General features: G+C 73.5%; 19 protein-coding genes and 1 pseudogene. 10 read left to right on the forward strand and 10 right to left on the reverse strand.

Going from position 1 to position 18,319, the window contains the following annotated elements:
- Window position 1 precedes the first annotated feature (1 nt).
- Complete coding sequence (locus ACN261_RS02410) at window positions 2–799, reverse strand: serine protease (protein ID WP_421483768.1); 798 nt, start codon at window positions 797–799, stop codon at window positions 2–4.
- Window positions 800–1,076: 277 nt separating this feature from the next.
- Window positions 1,077–1,616 (reverse strand): hypothetical protein, encoded by a 540-nt coding sequence (locus ACN261_RS02415; RefSeq protein ID WP_421483769.1) that lies wholly within the window; start codon window positions 1,614–1,616, stop codon window positions 1,077–1,079.
- Window positions 1,617–1,739: 123 nt separating this feature from the next.
- Here ACN261_RS02415 and ACN261_RS02420 point away from each other — a divergent pair, with 123 nt between their 5' ends.
- Window positions 1,740–2,069, forward strand: a complete 330-nt coding sequence (locus tag ACN261_RS02420) for a hypothetical protein (RefSeq protein WP_421483770.1) — start codon at window positions 1,740–1,742, stop codon at window positions 2,067–2,069.
- Window positions 2,070–2,132: 63 nt separating this feature from the next.
- Here the strand turns inward: ACN261_RS02420 and ACN261_RS02425 are convergent, their stop codons facing one another.
- The 3 genes from ACN261_RS02425 to ACN261_RS02435 form a co-directional block, all read right to left on the reverse strand.
- Window positions 2,133–2,618, reverse strand: a complete 486-nt coding sequence (locus ACN261_RS02425; RefSeq protein ID WP_088647123.1) for a ribose-5-phosphate isomerase — start codon at window positions 2,616–2,618, stop codon at window positions 2,133–2,135.
- A gap of 73 nt (window positions 2,619–2,691) precedes the next feature.
- Complete coding sequence (locus ACN261_RS02430) at window positions 2,692–3,894, reverse strand: DUF1015 family protein (protein ID WP_421483771.1); 1,203 nt, start codon at window positions 3,892–3,894, stop codon at window positions 2,692–2,694.
- A 113-nt stretch (window positions 3,895–4,007) separates the two neighbouring features.
- The gene (locus ACN261_RS02435) at window positions 4,008–4,631 is read right to left on the reverse strand and encodes a DsbA family protein (protein ID WP_357928069.1); all 624 of its coding nucleotides are present in this window, start codon (window positions 4,629–4,631) and stop codon (window positions 4,008–4,010) included.
- A gap of 222 nt (window positions 4,632–4,853) precedes the next feature.
- Here ACN261_RS02435 and pepN point away from each other — a divergent pair, with 222 nt between their 5' ends.
- Both pepN and ACN261_RS02445 read left to right on the forward strand, forming a co-directional pair.
- Entirely contained in the window at window positions 4,854–7,400 is a 2,547-nt protein-coding gene (pepN, locus tag ACN261_RS02440) for an aminopeptidase N (RefSeq protein ID WP_425853551.1), read from the forward strand.
- An 84-nt stretch (window positions 7,401–7,484) separates the two neighbouring features.
- Window positions 7,485–8,048 carry a Uma2 family endonuclease gene (locus ACN261_RS02445; RefSeq protein ID WP_425848193.1) on the forward strand — a complete coding sequence of 188 codons (564 nt, stop codon included), beginning with the start codon at window positions 7,485–7,487 and terminating at the stop codon, window positions 8,046–8,048.
- A 105-nt stretch (window positions 8,049–8,153) separates the two neighbouring features.
- On the opposite strand, the gene ACN261_RS02450 is transcribed toward ACN261_RS02445, so the two are convergent.
- Complete coding sequence (locus tag ACN261_RS02450) at window positions 8,154–8,567, reverse strand: DUF5130 family protein (RefSeq protein WP_219464342.1); 414 nt, start codon at window positions 8,565–8,567, stop codon at window positions 8,154–8,156.
- Window positions 8,554–8,838 (reverse strand): aa3-type cytochrome oxidase subunit CtaJ, encoded by a 285-nt coding sequence (locus tag ACN261_RS02455; protein ID WP_088646597.1) that lies wholly within the window; start codon window positions 8,836–8,838, stop codon window positions 8,554–8,556. The genes ACN261_RS02450 and ACN261_RS02455 overlap by 14 nt, the downstream gene beginning before the upstream one ends.
- Before the next feature lie 405 nt (window positions 8,839–9,243).
- On the opposite strand from ACN261_RS02455, the gene ACN261_RS02460 reads away from it, so the two are divergent.
- Window positions 9,244–10,182: an alpha/beta hydrolase gene (locus ACN261_RS02460; RefSeq protein WP_425853552.1), complete on the forward strand. Its 939-nt coding sequence runs from the start codon at window positions 9,244–9,246 to the stop codon at window positions 10,180–10,182.
- A gap of 97 nt (window positions 10,183–10,279) precedes the next feature.
- Here the strand turns inward: ACN261_RS02460 and ACN261_RS02465 are convergent, their stop codons facing one another.
- The gene (locus ACN261_RS02465; RefSeq protein WP_421483775.1) at window positions 10,280–11,182 is read right to left on the reverse strand and encodes a tryptophan 2,3-dioxygenase; all 903 of its coding nucleotides are present in this window, start codon (window positions 11,180–11,182) and stop codon (window positions 10,280–10,282) included.
- A 147-nt stretch (window positions 11,183–11,329) separates the two neighbouring features.
- Between ACN261_RS02465 and ACN261_RS02470 the strand changes: the two genes are divergently transcribed.
- The 3 genes from ACN261_RS02470 to ACN261_RS02480 all read left to right on the forward strand — a co-directional run bounded on the left by ACN261_RS02470 (window position 11,330) and on the right by ACN261_RS02480 (window position 13,274).
- Window positions 11,330–11,773 (forward strand): Lrp/AsnC family transcriptional regulator, encoded by a 444-nt coding sequence (locus tag ACN261_RS02470; RefSeq protein ID WP_422754960.1) that lies wholly within the window; start codon window positions 11,330–11,332, stop codon window positions 11,771–11,773.
- Between the two features lie 103 nt (window positions 11,774–11,876).
- Window positions 11,877–12,401, forward strand: a complete 525-nt coding sequence (locus ACN261_RS02475; protein ID WP_425848196.1) for a hypothetical protein — start codon at window positions 11,877–11,879, stop codon at window positions 12,399–12,401.
- 48 nt (window positions 12,402–12,449) lie between these two features.
- Window positions 12,450–13,274 carry a class F sortase gene (locus ACN261_RS02480; RefSeq protein WP_425853553.1) on the forward strand — a complete coding sequence of 275 codons (825 nt, stop codon included), beginning with the start codon at window positions 12,450–12,452 and terminating at the stop codon, window positions 13,272–13,274.
- Window positions 13,275–13,405: 131 nt separating this feature from the next.
- Here the strand turns inward: ACN261_RS02480 and ACN261_RS02485 are convergent, their stop codons facing one another.
- Window positions 13,406–13,951, reverse strand: a complete 546-nt coding sequence (locus ACN261_RS02485) for an HNH endonuclease (protein ID WP_088646592.1) — start codon at window positions 13,949–13,951, stop codon at window positions 13,406–13,408.
- A 376-nt stretch (window positions 13,952–14,327) separates the two neighbouring features.
- Between ACN261_RS02485 and ACN261_RS02490 the strand changes: the two are divergent.
- The 3 genes and pseudogenes from ACN261_RS02490 to ACN261_RS02500 form a co-directional block, all read left to right on the forward strand.
- Window positions 14,328–15,263, forward strand: a pseudogene (locus tag ACN261_RS02490) (mechanosensitive ion channel family protein); the annotation flags it as partial.
- A gap of 511 nt (window positions 15,264–15,774) precedes the next feature.
- Window positions 15,775–17,142 carry an MFS transporter gene (locus ACN261_RS02495; protein ID WP_421483777.1) on the forward strand — a complete coding sequence of 456 codons (1,368 nt, stop codon included), beginning with the start codon at window positions 15,775–15,777 and terminating at the stop codon, window positions 17,140–17,142.
- A 51-nt stretch (window positions 17,143–17,193) separates the two neighbouring features.
- On the forward strand, window positions 17,194–17,616 hold the full coding sequence (locus ACN261_RS02500) for a globin (protein ID WP_421483778.1): 423 nt from the start codon (window positions 17,194–17,196) through the stop codon (window positions 17,614–17,616).
- Window positions 17,617–17,655: 39 nt separating this feature from the next.
- Here the strand turns inward: ACN261_RS02500 and ACN261_RS02505 are convergent, their stop codons facing one another.
- Entirely contained in the window at window positions 17,656–18,237 is a 582-nt protein-coding gene (locus ACN261_RS02505) for a YbjN domain-containing protein (protein ID WP_421483779.1), read from the reverse strand.
- Between the last annotated feature and the right edge of the window lie 82 nt (window positions 18,238–18,319).

Genomic DNA, 18,319 nt, shown 5'->3' on the forward strand with positions numbered 1-18,319 from the left:
GTCAGCCGCCGAGGCTCGCGGCGGCCGAGGCGATCGACGCGGCGAACGTGCTGACCTGGGTGTAGACGCCGGGGGCGTTGGGCCGGGCGCAGCCGTCGCCCCAGCTGACGATGCCGACCTGAATCCAGGCGTTGGCGGCGTCACGGCGGAACATCGGGCCGCCGGAGTCACCCTGGCAGGTGTCGGTGCCACCGCTGGCGTAGCCGGCGCAGATCTCCTCGGCGGCGATCAGCTCGCCGGGGTACGAGGACGAGCAGCTGGCGTCGCTGACGAACGGCACGGTGGCCTTGAGCAGGTACCGCTGCTGCGCGCCGCCCTCCCGGGCGGCACCCCAGCCGGCGACGGTGAAGGTGCCGTTGTCGTACGCGGTGGTGGTGGCGATGGGCAGGGTGGCCTGCGAGGTGACCGGGGTGGCGAGCCGGATGAGCGCCCAGTCCTTGCCGCTGCCGTTGTAGCCGGGGGCCCGGTAGACGTAGTTGGACTTGACCTGGATGCGGCTGCTCGACTGGAGGTCGACCGCGCCGAGGGTCGCGGTGATGCTGGTGTTCGTGCCGGTGCGGTTCACGCAGTGGGCGGCGGTGAGCACCAGCCGGGGGCTGTAGAGCGCCCCGCCGCAGCCCATGGAGAGCCGGACCATGAACGGGAACTCGCCCTGCGCGGCCCGGGTGCCACCGACGACGGACGGGGCCGCGTCGGGGGTGGGCGCGGCGGTGGCCGGGGCGGTCAGGACGAGCGACCCGGCGGTGATCGCCACGATCGTGGCAGCCATCCGGCCGGTGAGACTGCGCCAACGGTTCACGGGGCCTCCAACCCTCGGCGGCGCGCCTCGTGGGGGCGCCGGTTCGATGGCGGGAGCCTAGAGCGACGAATCGACGTGCATCAACATCCTGTTGGGGTCATACGATCGCGGCGCGACGCGCGGGATCACCCGGCCGGGCGGGGATGAAGCCGGGGCGGCGGGGTATGCCAGCCTCCGGCCTGGAGGAGTGTCGACCGGTGTCGCGGACAACCCCGCGACCGGACGCGGGCGGGCCGGGTCACCACCCGGCCCGCCCGCCGTACCGACGTCGGGTGGCTCAGTTGCCGGTGACGAAGTTCCAGGCGTCCATCACCCACTGGGTCTGCTGCAGGTAGGCGATGCCCACCCCGGCCAGGAAGATCCCGGTCACCAGGTGCGCTCCCCGGGCACTGCGGCGTACCCGGCCGAGCTGCCGTTCCAGGATGACCCGGCCGAGTAGCCGGGACAGCGCGAACAGGCCGGCCGCCACCAGCAGGCTGAGCAGGAAGGTCAGCAGCGGAGCGCCCAGGTCGCCCCGGCCGGAGATGGCCCAGATGCCCCAGCAGACGAAGGCGAAGAGGGCGCCGGCCGCGCTCCACTCGCCACCCCGGCGCAACTGCTCCACGTGCCAGCTCATCGGCCGGCGCGGCGCGGCGGGCTCGGACCAGCCGGACTGGTCGTGCTCGACCACCGGGAACGGCTCGGTACGCGGAGCCCGGGGCTGCCCCACCGAGGCGACGCCCCGACGGAACGGTTCCCGCTGCGGGGGCACCCCGACACCGGGCTGGGGCGGCACCTCGACGGTCCGCTCGGCCCACGGCTGTGTCTGGTCTGCCATCTTGGTTCCTCCCCATGACCGGTGCCGGCCGTCGACCGGTCCACCGTCTTCGAGGGTAGCGAGCGGACAAACTGCCGCGCCCGGCCCGGCCCGACGGGGGCCACCGGACGGTACGGTCGGGACATGGTGGATGCGGAGCGACGGCGACGCCGGCTACGGCACCAGCCGGAGCCCACGGCCGACGGCGGTGAGCCGCCGGTGGCGGCGACGGCCGAGGTGCACGACGGGGCTCCACCGCCACGGGCCCGCCGGGCCCCGGGCGGCGAGGACGGCGAGCGGGGGCTACGCGGGCTGGTCGGTTCCGGCTCGTCGCAGGTCAGCGTGCGGGCCGCGCTACGCGCCCGGGACGCGGCCCGCCCCACCGAACAGGATCTGGCCGAGGCCGAGGAACGCCTGGTGATCATCCGACGGAACTGGGTCCCCCGGGAGGACCTGCCCCGTTCGGGTCGGTGACCGGGCCGGCCGGTGACCGGCCCGGTCGACGGATCGCCGGCGGCAGCCCGGCGCGGGCGGCGGTCAGGACAGGTCGGCGGGGGCGGGCAGCTCGGGCAGCTCGCGGGTGCGCTCGTACTCGGCCACCTGGGCGATCCGCCGGGCGTGCCGTTCGTTGCCCGAGAACGGGGTGGTGAGGAACGCCTCGACGATGGCGGCGGCCTCGTCGAGGGTGTGCTGGCGGGCACCGACGGCCACCACGTTGGCGTCGTTGTGCTGCCGGCCGAGCTGGGCGGTCTCGATGCTCCAGGCCAGCGCCGCCCGGACGCCGGCGACCTTGTTGGCGGCGATCTGCTCGCCGTTGCCGGAGCCGCCGATGACCACGCCCAGGCTGCCCGGGTCGGCTACCACCCGGTCACCGGTGTGCAGGCAGAAGGTCGGGTAGTCGTCGTCGGGGTCGAAGGCGTGCGGGCCGACGTCGACCAGCTCGTAGCCCTGCTTGGCCAGGTGATTGGCCAGGTGCACCTTCAACTCGAAACCGGCGTGATCGGATCCCAGGTAGACGCGCATACCGGGCAGTCTGTCAGGGCCGCGCCCCGGCCCGCCGTGGGGGCGGCGTGCCGGGGCGGATTCGTCACAGGATTCAGCGGGGCAGCTCGGCGACGACCAGGCCGCCGCGTGCCTTCGGGGTGAACCAGGTGCTCTTGCGGGGCATCTTCTCCCGGGCCAGGTTCACCGCGACGAAGTCGTCCACGGTCACCGGGGCGATCAGGACGGCGAGTTCGGCCCGGCCGGCGTCGACCTCGCCGGTGAGCCAGCTCGCCGGGTAGTCGCCGCCGACGTAGGTGATCCGCTTGTCGCCCGGGTCGAGGCCGAGCGCGTCGCGCAGCAGCAGCCGCTCCACCAGGGCGTGGTCGAGGTTCTCCAGCCGGGCGGCGGCCGCGTCGTGCGGCAGGGTCACCGCGTACCCCTGGCCGGCGAGCCGCAGGTGCACGGTGCCGCCGGCCGCCGGGACCTCGACCGGGCCGTCGACCGGGCTGATCCGCGCGCCGGCGGCGCGCAGCCGGTCGAGCAGCTCGTCGGGGGTGCAGGGCAGCTCGCTGACCAGCCGGTTGTAGGGCTGGATGGCGACCGACGCGGGGGTGGTGACCACCGCGAGGAAGCGCGGGAAGCCGCCGGTCTGCGCGGCCAGGCTGCGGTGGTTGCCGTCGGCCACCACCAGTTCGCCGCCGCCGGCCAGCGCGGTCAGCGCGTCCTGCTCGGGGCCGGGGCCGAGCAGCCAGATGGCGTGCGTGCGGCCGGCCTGGTCGGTGTCGGTGGCCGCCGGCGCGCCCGCCGTGTCGGTCGCCGTCGCGAGCGCGGCGTGCAGCTCGTCACCGCGCCCGGTCTGCAACAGGAGTACGGGGGAGAGTAGGTGACCCAGCGCCTCGGCCAGGGCGACCCGCTCCCGCACCTTGGCGATGAAGACGTCCTCGTTGCGGATGACCAGGCCGGGCTCGTCGGCGCTGGTGGAGATCTGGTCGGTGTCGACCATGGCGAACAGCCCGTACGCCGGCTCCTCCCCCGGCGCGCTGATCCGGTAGAGGACCACCACCTGCTCGGCGGGGGTGTAGCTGCCGTCGGCCTTGGCCTCGGTGAGCCGGGCCACCGCGTCGCCGAGCGCGTCGGAGAAGGACTTCCCCAGGCTCTCCGGCGCCCGGTGGGGCATCTCGATGCCGAGGGCACTGTGCGGGTTCGCCTCGATGATCGCGGTGATCTCCGCGTCGTCGGCGAACTCGTCGTAGTTCTGCGCGCCGGTGCCGCCAGTGGTGATCCAGGCCCGGGCGATCGGATGCACGACCGTCATGGGGCTTGACGCTACCGGCGACGACGGCCCGCGCGACGCCGACCCCGCGCCGGGTCCACCAGATGAACCGTCCCCGGCGGGGCCCGACCGGCCGGGCCCCGCCGGGGTGGCGGTCAGTCGAAGATCGGGCCCAGCTCGCGGGAGCGCTTCAGCTCGTAGAAGCCGGGGGTGCCGGCGACCAGCAGGACGCCGTCCCAGAGCCGGCCGGCGGCCTCACCCTTGGGCGACGGGGTGATGACCGGGCCGAAGAAGGCGATCTTCTCGCCGTCCGGGCCGGGGGCGTGCACCACGGGGGTGCCGACGTCGGTGCCGACCGGGCGCATCCCGGCCTCGTGGCTGGCCCGCAGCGCCTCGTCGTACTCGGTGGAGTCGGCGGCGTCGGCGAACGACGGGTCCAGCCCGACGTCGGCCAGCGCTGCAGTGATCATCTCCCGACCCAGCGGCTCCTTGCCGAGGTGGATGCGGGTGCCCATGGCGGTGTAGAGCTTCGCCAGCGTCGCGCCGCCGTGCGCCTGCTCCACGGCGATGCAGACCCGTACCGGCCCCCAGCCCAGCTTCATCATCTCCTGGTACTGCTCGGGCAGCTCCCGGCCCTCGTTGAGGACGGAGAGGCTCATCACGTGGTAACTGATGTCCACATCCCGGACCTGCTCGACCTCCAGGAGCCAACGGGAGGTGATCCAGGCCCACGGGCACAGCGGGTCGAACCACATGTCGACGGCGACACGTTCGGTCACGGTGGAGTCCCTTCGTGACGTCAGACACGCCGGCGGACCCGGCGCGGTTTCCCTCGATCCTCACCCCCCACGGCATCGATCGGTAGCGGAATGAGAGCGTGACGTCGACCACCGCGGGGTCGGTGCATGGAAGACTCGGCTCGGGTCGCCGCCACGAGCGGCCGGCAGGGGCTGGCGCAGCCGGAAGGCGGCGAGAGTGGGATGGAGACGAAAGTGCCAGGAGTGCGCAACCTGACCCAGGTCGAGGCCACCGAGCGGGCCCGCCTGCTGGAGGTCACCGGGTACGACATCAACCTCGACCTGTCAACGGCGGTGCAGGCCGAGGGCCGCACGTTCCGGTCGGTGACCGAGGTCAGGTTCCGCTGTGCCGAACCCGGTGCCGGCACCTTCATCGAGACGGCCGCCGAGTCGGTGCGCGCGGCCACGCTCAACGGCGAGCCGGTGGACCTCGCCGGCTGGTCGGCCGAGAAGGGCCTGGCGCTGACCGGGCTGGCCGCCGAGAACGTGCTCGTGGTGGACGCCGACTTCGGCTACTCCAACAGCGGTCAGGGCCTGCACCGCACCGTCGACCCGGTCGACGGCGAGACGTACCTCTACAGCCAGTTCGAGACGGCCGACGCGCAGAAGGTGTTCGCCTGCTTCGACCAGCCCGACCTGAAGAGCGTCTACACCTGGCACGCCACCGTCCCGGCGCACTGGCGGGTGGTGTCCAACATGCCCGTCGAGCGGGAGGAACCGGCCGGCGAGGGGCTCAAGACCGTCCACTTCGCCACCTCGGCGCGGATGAGCACCTACATCACCGCCCTGTGCGCCGGGCCGTACCACGAGGTGCGGGACAGTCACGACGGCATCGACCTGGGCGTCTTCTGCCGGGCCTCGATGGCCCCCCACCTGGACGCCGACGACCTGTTCCTGATCACCAAGCAGGGCTTCGACTTCTTCCACGAGCAGTTCGGGGTGCGGTACCCGCTGCCGAAGTACGACCAGCTCTGGGTGCCCGACTTCAACGCCGGCGCGATGGAGAACTTCGGCTGCGTCACCCACGCCGAGTCGCACTACCTGTTCCGCTCGCAGGTCACCGACTTCGAGTACGAGCAGCGGGCCAACACGATCCTGCACGAGCTGGCCCACATGTGGTTCGGCGACCTGGTCACCATGCGCTGGTGGAACGACCTGTGGCTCAACGAGTCGTTCGCCGAGTGGGCGAGCCACTGGTGCAACACCCACGCCACCCGGTTCTCCGAGGCGTGGACGACGTTCCTGTCGATCCGCAAGAACTGGGGCTACCGGCAGGACCAGCTCTCCTCCACCCACCCGGTCTACTGCGAGATGCCGGACCTGGAGGCGGTCGAGGTCAACTTCGACGGCATCACGTACGCCAAGGGCGCCAGCGTGCTCAAGCAGCTCGTGGCGTACGTCGGTGAGGAGCCGTTCCTGGCCGGGCTGCGGGCGTACTTCGCCAAGCACGCGTGGGGCAACGCCACCTTCGACGACCTGCTGTCGGAGCTGGAGACGGCCTCCGGCCGGGAGCTGCGCAAGTTCGCCGCCCAGTGGCTGGAGACCGCCCAGGTCAACACCCTGCGCCCCGAGGTGACCATCGGCGCCGACGGCGGTTACGAGCGGGTGCTGGTCCGGCAGGAGGCCCCGGCCGGTCACCCGACGCTGCGTACCCACCGCATCGGCGTCGGCCTGTACGACCTGACCGACGGCCGGCTGGTCCGCCGCGAACGCGTCGAGGTGGACGTCACCGGCGAGGTGACCGAGCTGTCGGTGCTGCACGGACGGCCGGCCGCCGACGTGCTGCTGCTCAACGACGACGACCTGACCTACACCAAGCTGCGGCTCGACGAGCGGTCCATGGCGACCGTGGTGCAGCACATCGCCGGCTTCGACTCGTCGCTGGCCCGCGCGTTGTGCTGGACGGCCGCCTGGGACATGGTCCGCGACGCCGAACTGTCCACCCGCGACTACGTCGCGCTGGTGCTGGCCGGGCTGCCCGCCGAGACCGACATCAACCTGGTCACCGCCACCCTGCGGCAGGCCAGCACCGCGCTGATCTTCTACGCCGACCCGGCCTGGGCGCCGACCGGCTGGGCCGAACTGTCCCGCACCGCCCGGGACACGCTGGCGGCGGCCGAGCCGGGCAGCGGCTTCCAGCTCGCCTGGGCCCGCGCGTACGCCTCGGCGGCCCGCGCCGACGAGGACCTGGCGACGCTGCGCGGGTGGCTGGCCGGCACCGACGTGCCGGCGGGCCTGACCATCGACACCGAGCTGCGGTGGACGGTGCTGCAGTCGCTGGTGGCCAAGGGGGCGGCCGGCACCGCCGAGATCGAGGCGGAACTGGCCGGCGACCGGACGGCCTCCGGGGAGCGGGAGGCCGCCTACGCGCACGCGCTGGTGCCGACGGCGGAGAACAAGGCGACGGTGTGGTCCCTGCTGACCGGCCCGGACGCGCTGCCGAACTGGCGTAACCGGGCGTTGTTGCAGGGCCTCACCCACCCGACGCAGGTCGCGCTGACCGCGCCGTACCGGGAGCGGTACTTCGCCACGGTGGCGCAGGTGTGGGCGCAGCGTGACAGCGAGCCGGCGCAGGAGTTCGTGCAGTTGGCGTACCCGGCGTACCTGGTCGAGGAGGAGACGGTGGCGGCGACCGACGCGTGGTTGGCCGGCGATGGCCACCCGGCGCCGCTGCGCCGGCTGGTGGCCGAGGGGCGCGACGGGGTGGTCCGGGCGCTGAAGGCCCGCGCGCGGGACGCCCACAGCAGCTGACGTCGAGGTGGCACGGCCCGGGGTCGGCACGGGTGCGAGCCCACGCCGGCCCCGGGCCGTTATCGTGGGGCGAGGAGGTGAGCGATGGCACAGCCGACGTACGAGTGGCGGCCGCCCGAGCGGGACTGGCGCGAACAGGACCTGCGCGACCTGCCCGAGGACGGGAACCGCTACGAGATCATCGACGGGAGTCTGCACGTGACCCCTTCGGCCGGCCCGTACCATCACGAGCTCGCGGACGACATCCGGATGGCGCTGCGGCAGAACGCGCCGGCCGACTGGCGGGTGATCCGCGAGATCGGGGTCCGGGTGCCGGCCGGCAACCTCATCCCGGACGTCACCGTGCTGCGGCCGGGTGCCCCCCGGGACCGGATGTGGGCCGACCCGTCGGACGTCGCTCTGGTCGTCGAGGTGGAATCGCCCAACAGCCGCCGTCACGACCGCCTGACCAAACCGGCGCTCTACGCGGAGTCCGGCATCCCCGCCTACTGGCGGGTGGAGCGGAGCGACTTCGGTCCCGTCGTCTACCGGTACAGCCTGGTCAAGGGGGTGCACTACAACCTCGTCGGCACCGTCGGTCCGGACGAGCCGGTGCCGGTCGACGAGCCGTGGCCGATGCGACTCGATCCCCGCACCTGGCCCCGCTGACCGGCAGCCGGCCGGTTCGGCACCGACGGGTGTGACGGACGCGACGGAGCCCGGTCCGCGTGGTGCGGGCCGGGCTCCGGGCGGTTCGGGACGTGCGGGTGGGGCTCAGGCCCGACCGGCGTGGCTGGCGAGCTGGTCGAGGCCCTGGATGATGCCGCCGGCCAGGTCACCGCCGCCGAAGGACGCCACCATGGACAGCGCGGCCAGCTTGACGTACGTGTCGGGGATGCGCTTGCGGGCGTACCGGCCGGTGACGACCTCCAACTGGCGCTGGTTGGGCGACACGGCGATCAGCACCGACTTGTCCGGCTCGGCGAGCTGGCGGTGCAGCCGCTCGGCGTGCTCCCGGACCGGCTCGTCGAGGCCGCCGACGTAGACCGAGAAGACCAGGCCGCTGCCCTGGTCGGCCAGGCGCAGCGCCTCGTCGATGCGCAGCAGTTGCCGGGTCGAGAACGGCCCGTCCAGCACCTCGGGCGGGGTGCCCGTGCCGGCCTGGTCGACCTGCTCACCAACGGTCACTTGCGCCTCCGGTTCCACCGGCCGGCGCCTCGATGCCGGCCTGCTGCTGCTTGTGGCTGGTCAGCGCCGGCGCCTGGGCACCGGCGGCCAGGGCGGTGCCGGCCGAGTCGGCCAACTGCTCCGGGCGGCCCAGGAACCAGACCGGCGTGAAGTCGAAGCGTCGGCCCGGCCGGTAGCGCTTGGCGCCGCCGCCGCTGCCGTGGTTGGCGGCGAAGACCAGCCCGACGATCACCAGCACCACCGCCGCCGGGATGCCGACGAAGATCAGCAACGTGTCAGTGACAGACAATCCCAACGCCCCCAGGCGGTAAGAGAGACCAGAGCTTCCGGGTCGGGTGGACGATCGTGACACCGGCTCCCGACTCCGCTGCCATTCACGTTAGCGGAGCCGACGCCCCGCGAGCCTGCGGGGTGCCGATCCCACCTGTCACTCCAGTGTTCCAGCGGCCCCACGGCGGCGACGAGTCGGGTCACCCGGTCCCATCCTGCCGGTTCGGTACCCGATCGCGCCGGGACGACACGACCGGCCCGGGTGTGGCGTCCGCCCCATATTCCGCTGACATGACCCGGCCGGGATTGCCGGTCTCGGTGCCGGGACCCGGAGGATGGCCCGTACCGATCGGACGTTCTCGATCGATTCCGGTCCGCCCACCCGCAGGGAGCCCCCGTGCAACCCGTGCCCGCCCTCCACTCCCACCCCGCCCGGTCCCGCCGGCCCTGGCCCCGACTGGTCACCCGGCCGCTGCTCGCGCTCGCCCTGGTCGGCGGCAGCGCGCTCGCCGCACCCGCGGCGAGCGCCGCGCCCGTCGACGACCGGACGGTCGCGGCGGTCGCCGCCAACCCGTACGAGCGGGGCCCCGCCCCGACGACGGCCAGCATCGAGGCCACCCGGGGCCCGTTCGCCATCGCCCAGAGCACCGTCGCGGCGTCCGCCGTGAGCGGGTTCCGGGGTGGCACGATCTACTACCCGACCAGCACCGCCGAGGGCACCTTCGGCGCGGTGGCGATCTCCCCCGGCTACACCGCCAGCCAGTCCAGCGTCGCCTGGCTCGGTCCCCGACTGGCCTCGCAGGGCTTCGTGGTCATCACCATCGACACCCTCTCCGTGTACGACCAGCCGGCTTCCCGGGGCACCCAACTGCTCGCCGCGTTGGACTACCTGACCGGCAGCAGCGCGGTGCGGACCCGGATCGACCGCACCCGGCTCGCGGTGATGGGGCACTCGATGGGCGGCGGTGGCAGCCTGTCGGCGGCGAACACCCGGCCCGCGTTGCAGGCCGCCATCCCGCTGACCGGCTGGCACACCGTCAAGAACTGGTCGTCGGTACGGGTGCCGACGCTGGTGATCGGTGCGGAGAACGACTCGACCGCCCCGGTGGCCTCGCACTCGGAGCCGTTCTACACCAGCCTGCCGGCGAGCCTGGACAAGGCGTACCTGGAGTTGAACGCGGCCGGTCACTCCGCGCCGACCTCGCCGAACGTCACCGTGGCGAAGTACAGCATCTCCTGGCTGAAGCGGTTCGTCGACGACGACACCCGCTACGAGCAGTTCCTCTGCCCGGCACCCCGGGGCAGCGCGATCCAGGAGTACCGGGACACCTGCCCGCACTCCTGACCGCGTACCGGCCGGTCCCGTCGCCCCGCCCGGCGGCGGGGCCGTTCCGTGGGCAGCGTGCCGGGGCGTCACGCACCGCGGGCGCGGGCCGCCGGGGTCACATCGCGGTACGGGCCGACCACAGTTCGGGGAAGACCACCCGGGACATGCTGCGCTGCAACCAGGCCAGCCCGGCCGACCCGCCGCTGCCCACCTTGGCGCCCATGGTGCGCTGCACGGCCTTGACGTGGTTCCAGCGCCAGTCGCCGAACTGCTCGGCCACGTCGGCCAGCGCGTCGCCGAGCTGCCGCAGGTGGTTGTCCGGCCCGTCGTCGTCGTAGACCGCCACCCAGGCCGCCTCGACCCGGGGGTGCGGCAGGTGCTCGTCGGCGACGTCCCGGTCCCGCAGCTCGGCGGGCAGTTCGTGCCCGTGCCGGCCGAGCAGGGCGACCACGTCGTCCCAGAGGCTCGGCGTGGCCAGCGCGGCGCGCAGGTCGTCGTACACCTCGGGTTGGCGGCGGAAGGGGCGGATCAGCGCCGGGTCGCGCAGCCCGAGCAGGAACTCCAGCTGGCGGTACATCGCGGACTGGAAGCCGGAGCCCTCGCCGAGCAGGTTGCGGAACCGGTTGAAGTCGGCGGGGGTCATCCAGCGCAGCCCGCGCCAGGCGGCGTTGAGCCCCTCCAGGTGCAGGGCGGCCCGGCGCAGCGGGGCGAGCGCCGCCCACACCCGGTCGGCCCGCAGGTCACGCTGGGCCTGGCGCAGCTCGTGGCAGGTCAGCCCGAAGTACAGCTCCATGATCTGGCTGACCATCAGGAAGGACATCTCGCCCGGGTCGCTGCTCAGCGGCTGCTGGAGGGTGTGCAGGGTGCTGGCGTGCACGTACGCGTCGTAGGGCGTCCGGTCGGCGAACTCCAGGGTGGGCTCACCGCCGTTGCGGGCGGCGCGGGCCCGCCGCTGCTGCGGGGTGGACGGGCGCACCACCGGGTTCGGGGAGTGCGTCCGCAGGTCCGTCTGTTCCACCGTCTCGCCTCCTCCGGTTCGGCTGTCCGAACATGATCTCCCGTCACGTACCCGTGGTGGAATGCCGCTTCGATGGAGCTGAGCGGCTCTCACTTCACGAACGAAAGGCGCTTCAGCGGATCGGCCTGCCGAAGATAAGGTCGGTGCGTGGACGAGATGGACTGGGCCCTGCTACGCGAGTTGCAGGCCGACGCGCGGCTGTCGTACAGCGAGCTGTCCCGGCGGGTGCACCTGTCCCCGCCGGCGGTCGCCGAACGGGTCCGCCGGCTGGAGGAGTCCGGGGTGATCACCGGCTACCACGCGCACGTCGACCTGGCCCGCGCCGGTCGTCCGATGGTGGCGCTGATCCGGATGTCCTGTTACGGCCCACGGTGCATCCTGCACGACCCGGACGTCGTCGACTGGCCGGAGATCCAGGAGATCCACCGGATCACCGGGGACGCGTGCAGCATGCTCAAGGTCGCCGCCGGCTCGATCGGGCAGTTCGAGGCGGTGATCGACCGACTCGCCCCGTACGGGCAGCCGTCCAGCACGATGGTGCTCTCCAGCCCGTTGCAGTGGCATCCGGTCACCCCGCTGCCGCCCGCCTGACCCCGGGCGGGCCCGAGTCCGGGTTTGCCCCCGGGCCAGCGGGAATGCAGCCCCGCACACCCGTCGCAGGATTCCGGCGAACCGTCGCCGGGAGGGGGGAACCATGCGGGGGCTCACTCTGCACCGTCGTGCCGTCCACGCCGTACTGGCGATGCTCACCCTGGTCGGGGTGTTCGTCCTGGCCGCGGCCACCCCGGCGCGCGCCGGGGAGAACACCTTCGTCGAGGTCACGCCGAACACCGCGCAGGCCGGCACCCGGGTCAACGTCCGGGCGAGTTGCGACAACGCCAACAACCAGCAGGCCACCGTGCACTCGGACGCCTTCGGGCGGGTGGTGCTGCGGCCCGGCAACGGCTTCCTCACCGGTGCGGTCACCGTCCCGGGCAACAAGCAGCCCGGGGACTACCCGGTCGACCTGCGGTGCGCCAACGGCAACACCGCCTCGACCATGCTGACCGTGCTGAACATGGCCCAGCCGAGCAAGGGCCCGGCGACCGGCGGCGGCGGGACGGCGGGTGACCGGGGCAGCGGTTCGCTGCTGCTGGTCGGCGGCCTGGCCGTGGCGGCCGTGGCGGCCGGGCTCGGCGTCTTCGGCGGCAACCGCCGACGGACCCGGCCCGGTGCCTGACCGCCTGCCGTCATGGCCCGCACCCGTTCGCGGCCGGCCGGCCACCGGTTGCGGGCGGCGGCCCGGCGTACGGTCCGGGTCGCCGCCGGCAGCCGGCGCGCCGCCCACCGGATCGCCGCCCGCACCCGCCGCGCCGCCCGGCGTTTCCGCCGGGTCGCCGGCCAGGCCTTCTCCGCCAGCGTGACCACCGCCGACCCGGTCACCCAGGCCCGTCCGGTACGCCCGGTGCCCCGGGTGCCGGCGTTCGGCGGCCGGTTCGCCGGGTCCGGGCCGGGCCTGCCGGTGCTGGCGATCGCCGCGGTGATGCTGCTGATCGTGGCGATGCTCGGGGTGGAGCGGGTCACCGGGCTCAGCGTCCTGCCGGACCGGTTCGTCGCCGGCCTGCGCCCGCCGCCGAAGCGGTTCCCGGTGCTGTCGGGCAGCCCGCCGACCCAGATCGCCATCTCCCGGATCGACGTGCGGGCCCCGGTGCACCAGGTCGGCATCGCCCCGGACGGCAGCATCGACGTCCCGGCCGCCGCCCGCGCCCAGGAGGCCGGCTGGTACGACCAGGGCCCCACGCCCGGCCAGTACGGCCCGGCGGTGATCGTCGGGCACGTGGACACCACCACCGGCCCGGCGGTCTTCCACGGGCTGCGGGAACTGCGCGACGGCGACGAGATCGAGGTGACCCGCGCCGATCACCGGGTGGCCGTCTTCGAGGTCGACCAGGTGCAGCGGTACGGCAAGGAACGGTTGCCGGTCGACGAGATCTTCGGCGACTTCAGCCGCCCCAACCTGCGGCTGATCACCTGCGGTGGACGCTGGGTCGGCGGCGGGACCGGCTACGCCGACAACGTCGTGGTGTACGCCACCCTGGTCCGGGCCCGCTGACCCCTGTCCGGAGCCGACCCGTGCGGTCGTTGCGGCCCCGGGCGCACCCGCCGGCGACGCGGCGGTCAGGCGGTCTCGACTTCGCGCGGCGGCGGCTCGGCCGGCCCCCGCTCAGGCGGCTCGGCCCCCGGTCAGGCGGCCTCGGCCTCGCGCAGCGGCTCCCGCAGGTCGAGCCAGTCCGCCCAGCGTGGGTCGGGCGCGCGGTGGCCGAGCACCCGCCAGGCGGTGCCCTTCGGGGCCGCCGGCAGGCAGTGCAGCCGCCAGCCCAGCTCGGCCGGCGTCTTGTCGCCCTTGGTGTGGTTGCACCGGGCGCACGCGGCGACCACGTTCTCCCAGGCGTGCCGGCCCCCACGGCTGCGCGGGAAGACGTGGTCGATGGTCTCGGCCGGGCCCCGGCAGTAGGCGCAGCGGTTGCCGTCACGGGCGAAGATCGCCCGGCGGGAGAGCCCGACGTGGGTGCGGTAGGGCACCCGGACGAACCGGGTCAGCCGCACCACCGAGGGGACGGGGAGCGCGTCGTGGGCGCTGTGCAGGATGCCGTCGCCGTCGGCGACGCAGACGGCCTTGGCGGAGAGCACCAGGATCGCGGCGCGACGCACGGACACGACACACAGCGGCTCGTAGGTGGCGTTGAGGACCAGCGCGCCGGAGCCCACCGTGGGTCGTATGTCAGGCATCGTGCTCACCCTCCCGGTCCAGCCGCTCCCACCGCTGGCAGCGCCGGCCGATCCCCGGGCAGCCGAGGGCCACGACCGACTCCGGCGGGATCACCGTCGTCCGTTGACGCCAATCGTCCCTGATCGGACCCCGTAATGCACGCACTAATCCGGGGTACCCGCGGAACCCTCCGCACGATGTAGGAAGATGTCCGGTTCGGCGCCGTACGATCACGGGCCCGGGACTCCCCGGTGGGCCGGCCGTCGGCCCTCTCGTCCGCTGCGGTACTAAGACAGGGTGAGCGTCCTCAGCCTGTCGACCGTCGTCCTGTCCGCCGCACCGAGCCCGGCCCCGAGTGGCAGCCCGGATGCCGGGGGCGGCTCGGGTGCCGACTGTCTGGGCAGCACCTCCTGCGAGTACCTCTACCGGGTGACCGGGTCGGCCTGGTTCGCCGAGGGCAGCTACTGGATCCTGCTCAAGCCGCTACGGGTCGTGCTGATCCTGCTGCTGGCGTTCGTGGCCCGCTGGGCGCTGCACCGGACGATCAACCGGCTGGTCCGGACCACCACCGACGGGGCGGTGCCCACCCTGCTGCGTCCGCTGCGCGAGCGGGTGCCCACCGCCACCCTCGACCCGACCGAGTTCGTCCCCGAGCGGCGTCGCCAGCGCGCCGAGGCGATCGGCTCGGTGCTGCGCAGCATGGTCACCGCGTTCGTCTTCGGCATCGCGCTGCTGATGATCCTGCGCGAGTTCAGCTTCGACCTGGCCCCGCTGCTGGCCAGCGCCGGCATCGCCGGGGTGGCGCTCGGTTTCGGCGCGCAGAGTCTGGTGAAGGACCTGATCGCCGGGCTGTTCATGCTGATCGAGGACCAGTACGGCGTCGGCGACACGGTCGACCTGGGCGAGGCGACCGGGGTGGTCGAGTCGGTGGGGCTGCGGGTCACCACGGTCCGCGACGGTCGCGGGGTGCTCTGGTACATCCGCAACGGCGAGATCATCCGGGTGGGCAACAAGAGCCAGGGTTGGGCGTTGGTCGTCGTCGACCTGCCGATCGGGTTCGCCGGCACCGAGGAGGCCAACGCGGTGCTGCGGACGGCAGCCGCCTCGGTGGCGGTGGACCCGGAGCTGTCCGCCGACATCGTCGAGCCGCCCGAGGTGCTCGGGGTGGAGCAGATGACCGTCGACGGCGCGGTGATCCGGACGGTGGTCAAGACCACGGCGGACGGCCAGTTCGCGGTCGGCCGGGAGCTGCGTCGCCGGCTCGCCGAGGCGTTGGAGAACTCCGGCATCACCGCGCGGATCGCGGCGGCCCGGCTCTATCCGGGGCTGCCGCCGGTAGGCATGGCCACCGGCACCGCCGCCCCGACTGCCACCGGCACCGCCGCCCCGTCGGCCACCGGCACCGCCGCCACCTCCGGCCTGTCGGGCCCGACCGCCCCGTCGACCGCCGGCACCGCCGCCGCCGGCCCGGCGGCTACGACGGGTCCGGCCACCCCGACGGGTACGAACGATCCGACGGACACGAACTGTCCGACGGCCCCGGGGACCCCGGCGGGCACCGGCGGCACCGGCGCCGGGCGGGGCGGGGGTAACTGAAACCGCAGCTCACCACCTGTCCGATGCGGCCCGATGGTCGGGGCTCGCGCGCCGGGCGGCCCCTCCGGTATCGTCCGTTCGTTCAGTCGGGGATGCGACGATCAATCCGTTCGCCCTAGTCAGTTGTCAGACGATCGGGCAGAATCCGGTGCACGCGTTCCCGGGAGCGTGATCACGTCATCGCTGATCCGCGAATCTGACGACGGGGCCCCGCCGGGCCATCACAAGTGGCCGGTGCCGGGGCACGATGGAGGCGACGGTGTCCGACCAGCGACCCGCCCCGGACCGGCCGGCCACCTTCCGCGAGGTGTTCGGGCAGGGGGAGTTCCGGGCGGTCTTCGCCGCCAGTGTCCTGTCCTGGGTGGGCGACTACGTCGCCAAGGCCGCCGTCACCGTGCTGGTCTACCAGGAGAGCCGCTCCGTCGCCCTGTCCGCCGCCGCGTTCGCGGTCAGCTACCTGCCGTGGCTGGTCGGCGGTCCGCTGCTCGCCGCGCTCGCCGAGCGGTACCGGCACCGGCGGGTGATGGTGACCTGCGACGTCATCCGGATGCTGCTGACCGTCCTGATCGTGCTGCCCGGCCTGCCGGTCTGGGCGATCCTCGCGTTGCTCTTCGCCGCCACCCTGGCCAACCCGCCGAGCCAGGCGGCCCGCTCGGCGTTGCTGCCGGCGATCCTCACCGGCGACCGGCTGGTGCTCGGGCTGTCGCTCAACGCCAGCGCCAGCCAGGCCGCGCAGGTGGTCGGCTACCTGGCCGGGGCGGCGGTCGCCGCGGTCAGCCCGACGGCGGCGCTGCTGCTCAACGCGGCCACCTTCGGGCTGTCCGCCCTGTTCGTCCAGCTCGGCGTACACGACCGGGAGCCGACGCTGAGCGCGGCGCACCGGACCCACCTGCTGCGGGAGACCGGGGAGGGGTTCCGGATCGTCTTCGGCACCCCCGTGCTGCGGGCGATCAGCCTGCTGGTGTTCAGCGCCATGCTCTTCTCGATCGTCCCGGAGGGACTGGCCGCCGCGTGGGCCGGTGAACGCTCCGGCAACGGTCTGGACTCGGGTGCCGCCCAGGCCGTCATCATGGCGGCCAACCCGGTCGGGTACATCGTCGGCGGCCTGCTGGTCGGCCGGCTGGTGTCGCCCGCCGGCAGGCTCACCCTGATGCGACCGCTGGCGGTGCTCGCCCCGCTGGCCCTGGTGCCCGCGCTGCTGAACCCGCCCCCCGTGGTGGTCGCCCTGCTCGCGGCGGCCTGCGGCTTCGCGGTCGCCGGTCTGATCCCGACGGCGAACGGTCTGTTCGTCCGGGCCCTGCCCAACGGCTACCGGGCCCGTGCCTTCGGCGTGATGGCCACCGGCATCCAGGTGATCCAGGGTGGTGCGGTGCTGGTCACCGGCATGCTCGCCGACCGCTTCTCGGTGCCGGTGGTGGTCGGGGTGTGGAGCGCCGCCGGGGTGCTGCTGATGCTGGTCACCGCGCTGCGCTGGCCGGACCGGGCCACCGTCGACGCCGCCGTGAAGGCCGCCGACCTGGCCAACGCCGGCACCGGGCCCCCGGCGGGCGACCGGCCCGGTTCGGCGTCGCCCCGGCCCGGACAGCGGACCTCTCGGCGGCACGCTGTGATGTGATCGGCCGGTGGGCGGCGGCCGTGGCGTCGCCGTACCTGGCAGGATGGAACGGTGGATTCCGTAGGCGACCTCCGGCCCGTTCCGTCGACGACCTTCTTCGACGCGGTCGGTGGTGAGCCCACCTTCCGGCGGCTGGTCGACCGGTTCTACGCCGGCATCGCCGACGATCCGCTGCTGCGCCCGATGTACCCGGAGGACGACCTCGGGCCGGCCACCGAGCGGATGACGCTGTTCCTGATGCAGTACTGGGGCGGCCCGAACACCTATTCGGCCCAGCGGGGGCATCCCCGGCTGCGGATGCGGCACGCGCCGTTCCGGATCGGCGCGGCCGAGCGGGACGCCTGGCTGCACCACATGCGCCGGGCGGTGGACGACCTGGACCTGCCGCCGGACCTCGCGGCGACCCTCTGGGACTACCTGGAGCGGTCGGCCTACTTCATGGTCAACGTGATGGAGGACCCGGCCGCCGGCTGACCCCACCGCCGCCACGGCGCGGGCGGCGCGTCGGGCGGCTCAGAGCAGGGCACCCTCGTCGTGCAGCCAGTCGACGAAGGTGGTCGCCACGGCCGCGCCGCAGTCGAGCATCTCCACCAGCAGCGCGTCGTGCGCCCCGGCGCCGAGCGGCACCTGCAACTCGGCGTAGATGGGCAACTGGCCGCGCTCGGTCGGGTCGCCGATGTACGCCTTGCAGAACCGGCGGGTGTGGTTCCACTCGTTGACCACCCGGTAGGCCCGGTCGGCCCAGTCCGGCGGGACGGTGGCGTGCGGGCGGGCCCGCATCACCAGGATCTCGTCCTCGGGGCCTTCGAGGGTCACCAGCACCGCGTGCCGTTCCCACATGGCCAGCAGGTTGCCGTCACCGTCGGCCAGGTATCGCACGTCGAGCAGGTCGAGCGCGTCGCACACCCGGGCCAGGGTGACCGGGGCCACGGAGGCCGGCCGGTCGGTCACGACGGGCCGCTCGGTGCCGGGGCAGTCCTCCGCCGGCTGCCGGGGCGGCGGTGGCCCCACCCGGATGCTGTCCACCGAGACTCCGCTTCGAGTTTCCGGTTCGCCGCCAGCGGCGGGACCAGGGCGCCATGACCACCACGGCATCGCTCGCGCACCTCACTCCCCAGCGGATCCAATCGCCTACGGTGCGTTGGATCCGAGGATGGACGGTACCCGGACAGCCGGG

This window comes from Micromonospora sp. WMMD723 (assembly GCF_049863385.1).
GTDB classification, from domain to species: Bacteria; Actinomycetota; Actinomycetes; order Mycobacteriales; family Micromonosporaceae; genus Micromonospora; species Micromonospora wenchangensis.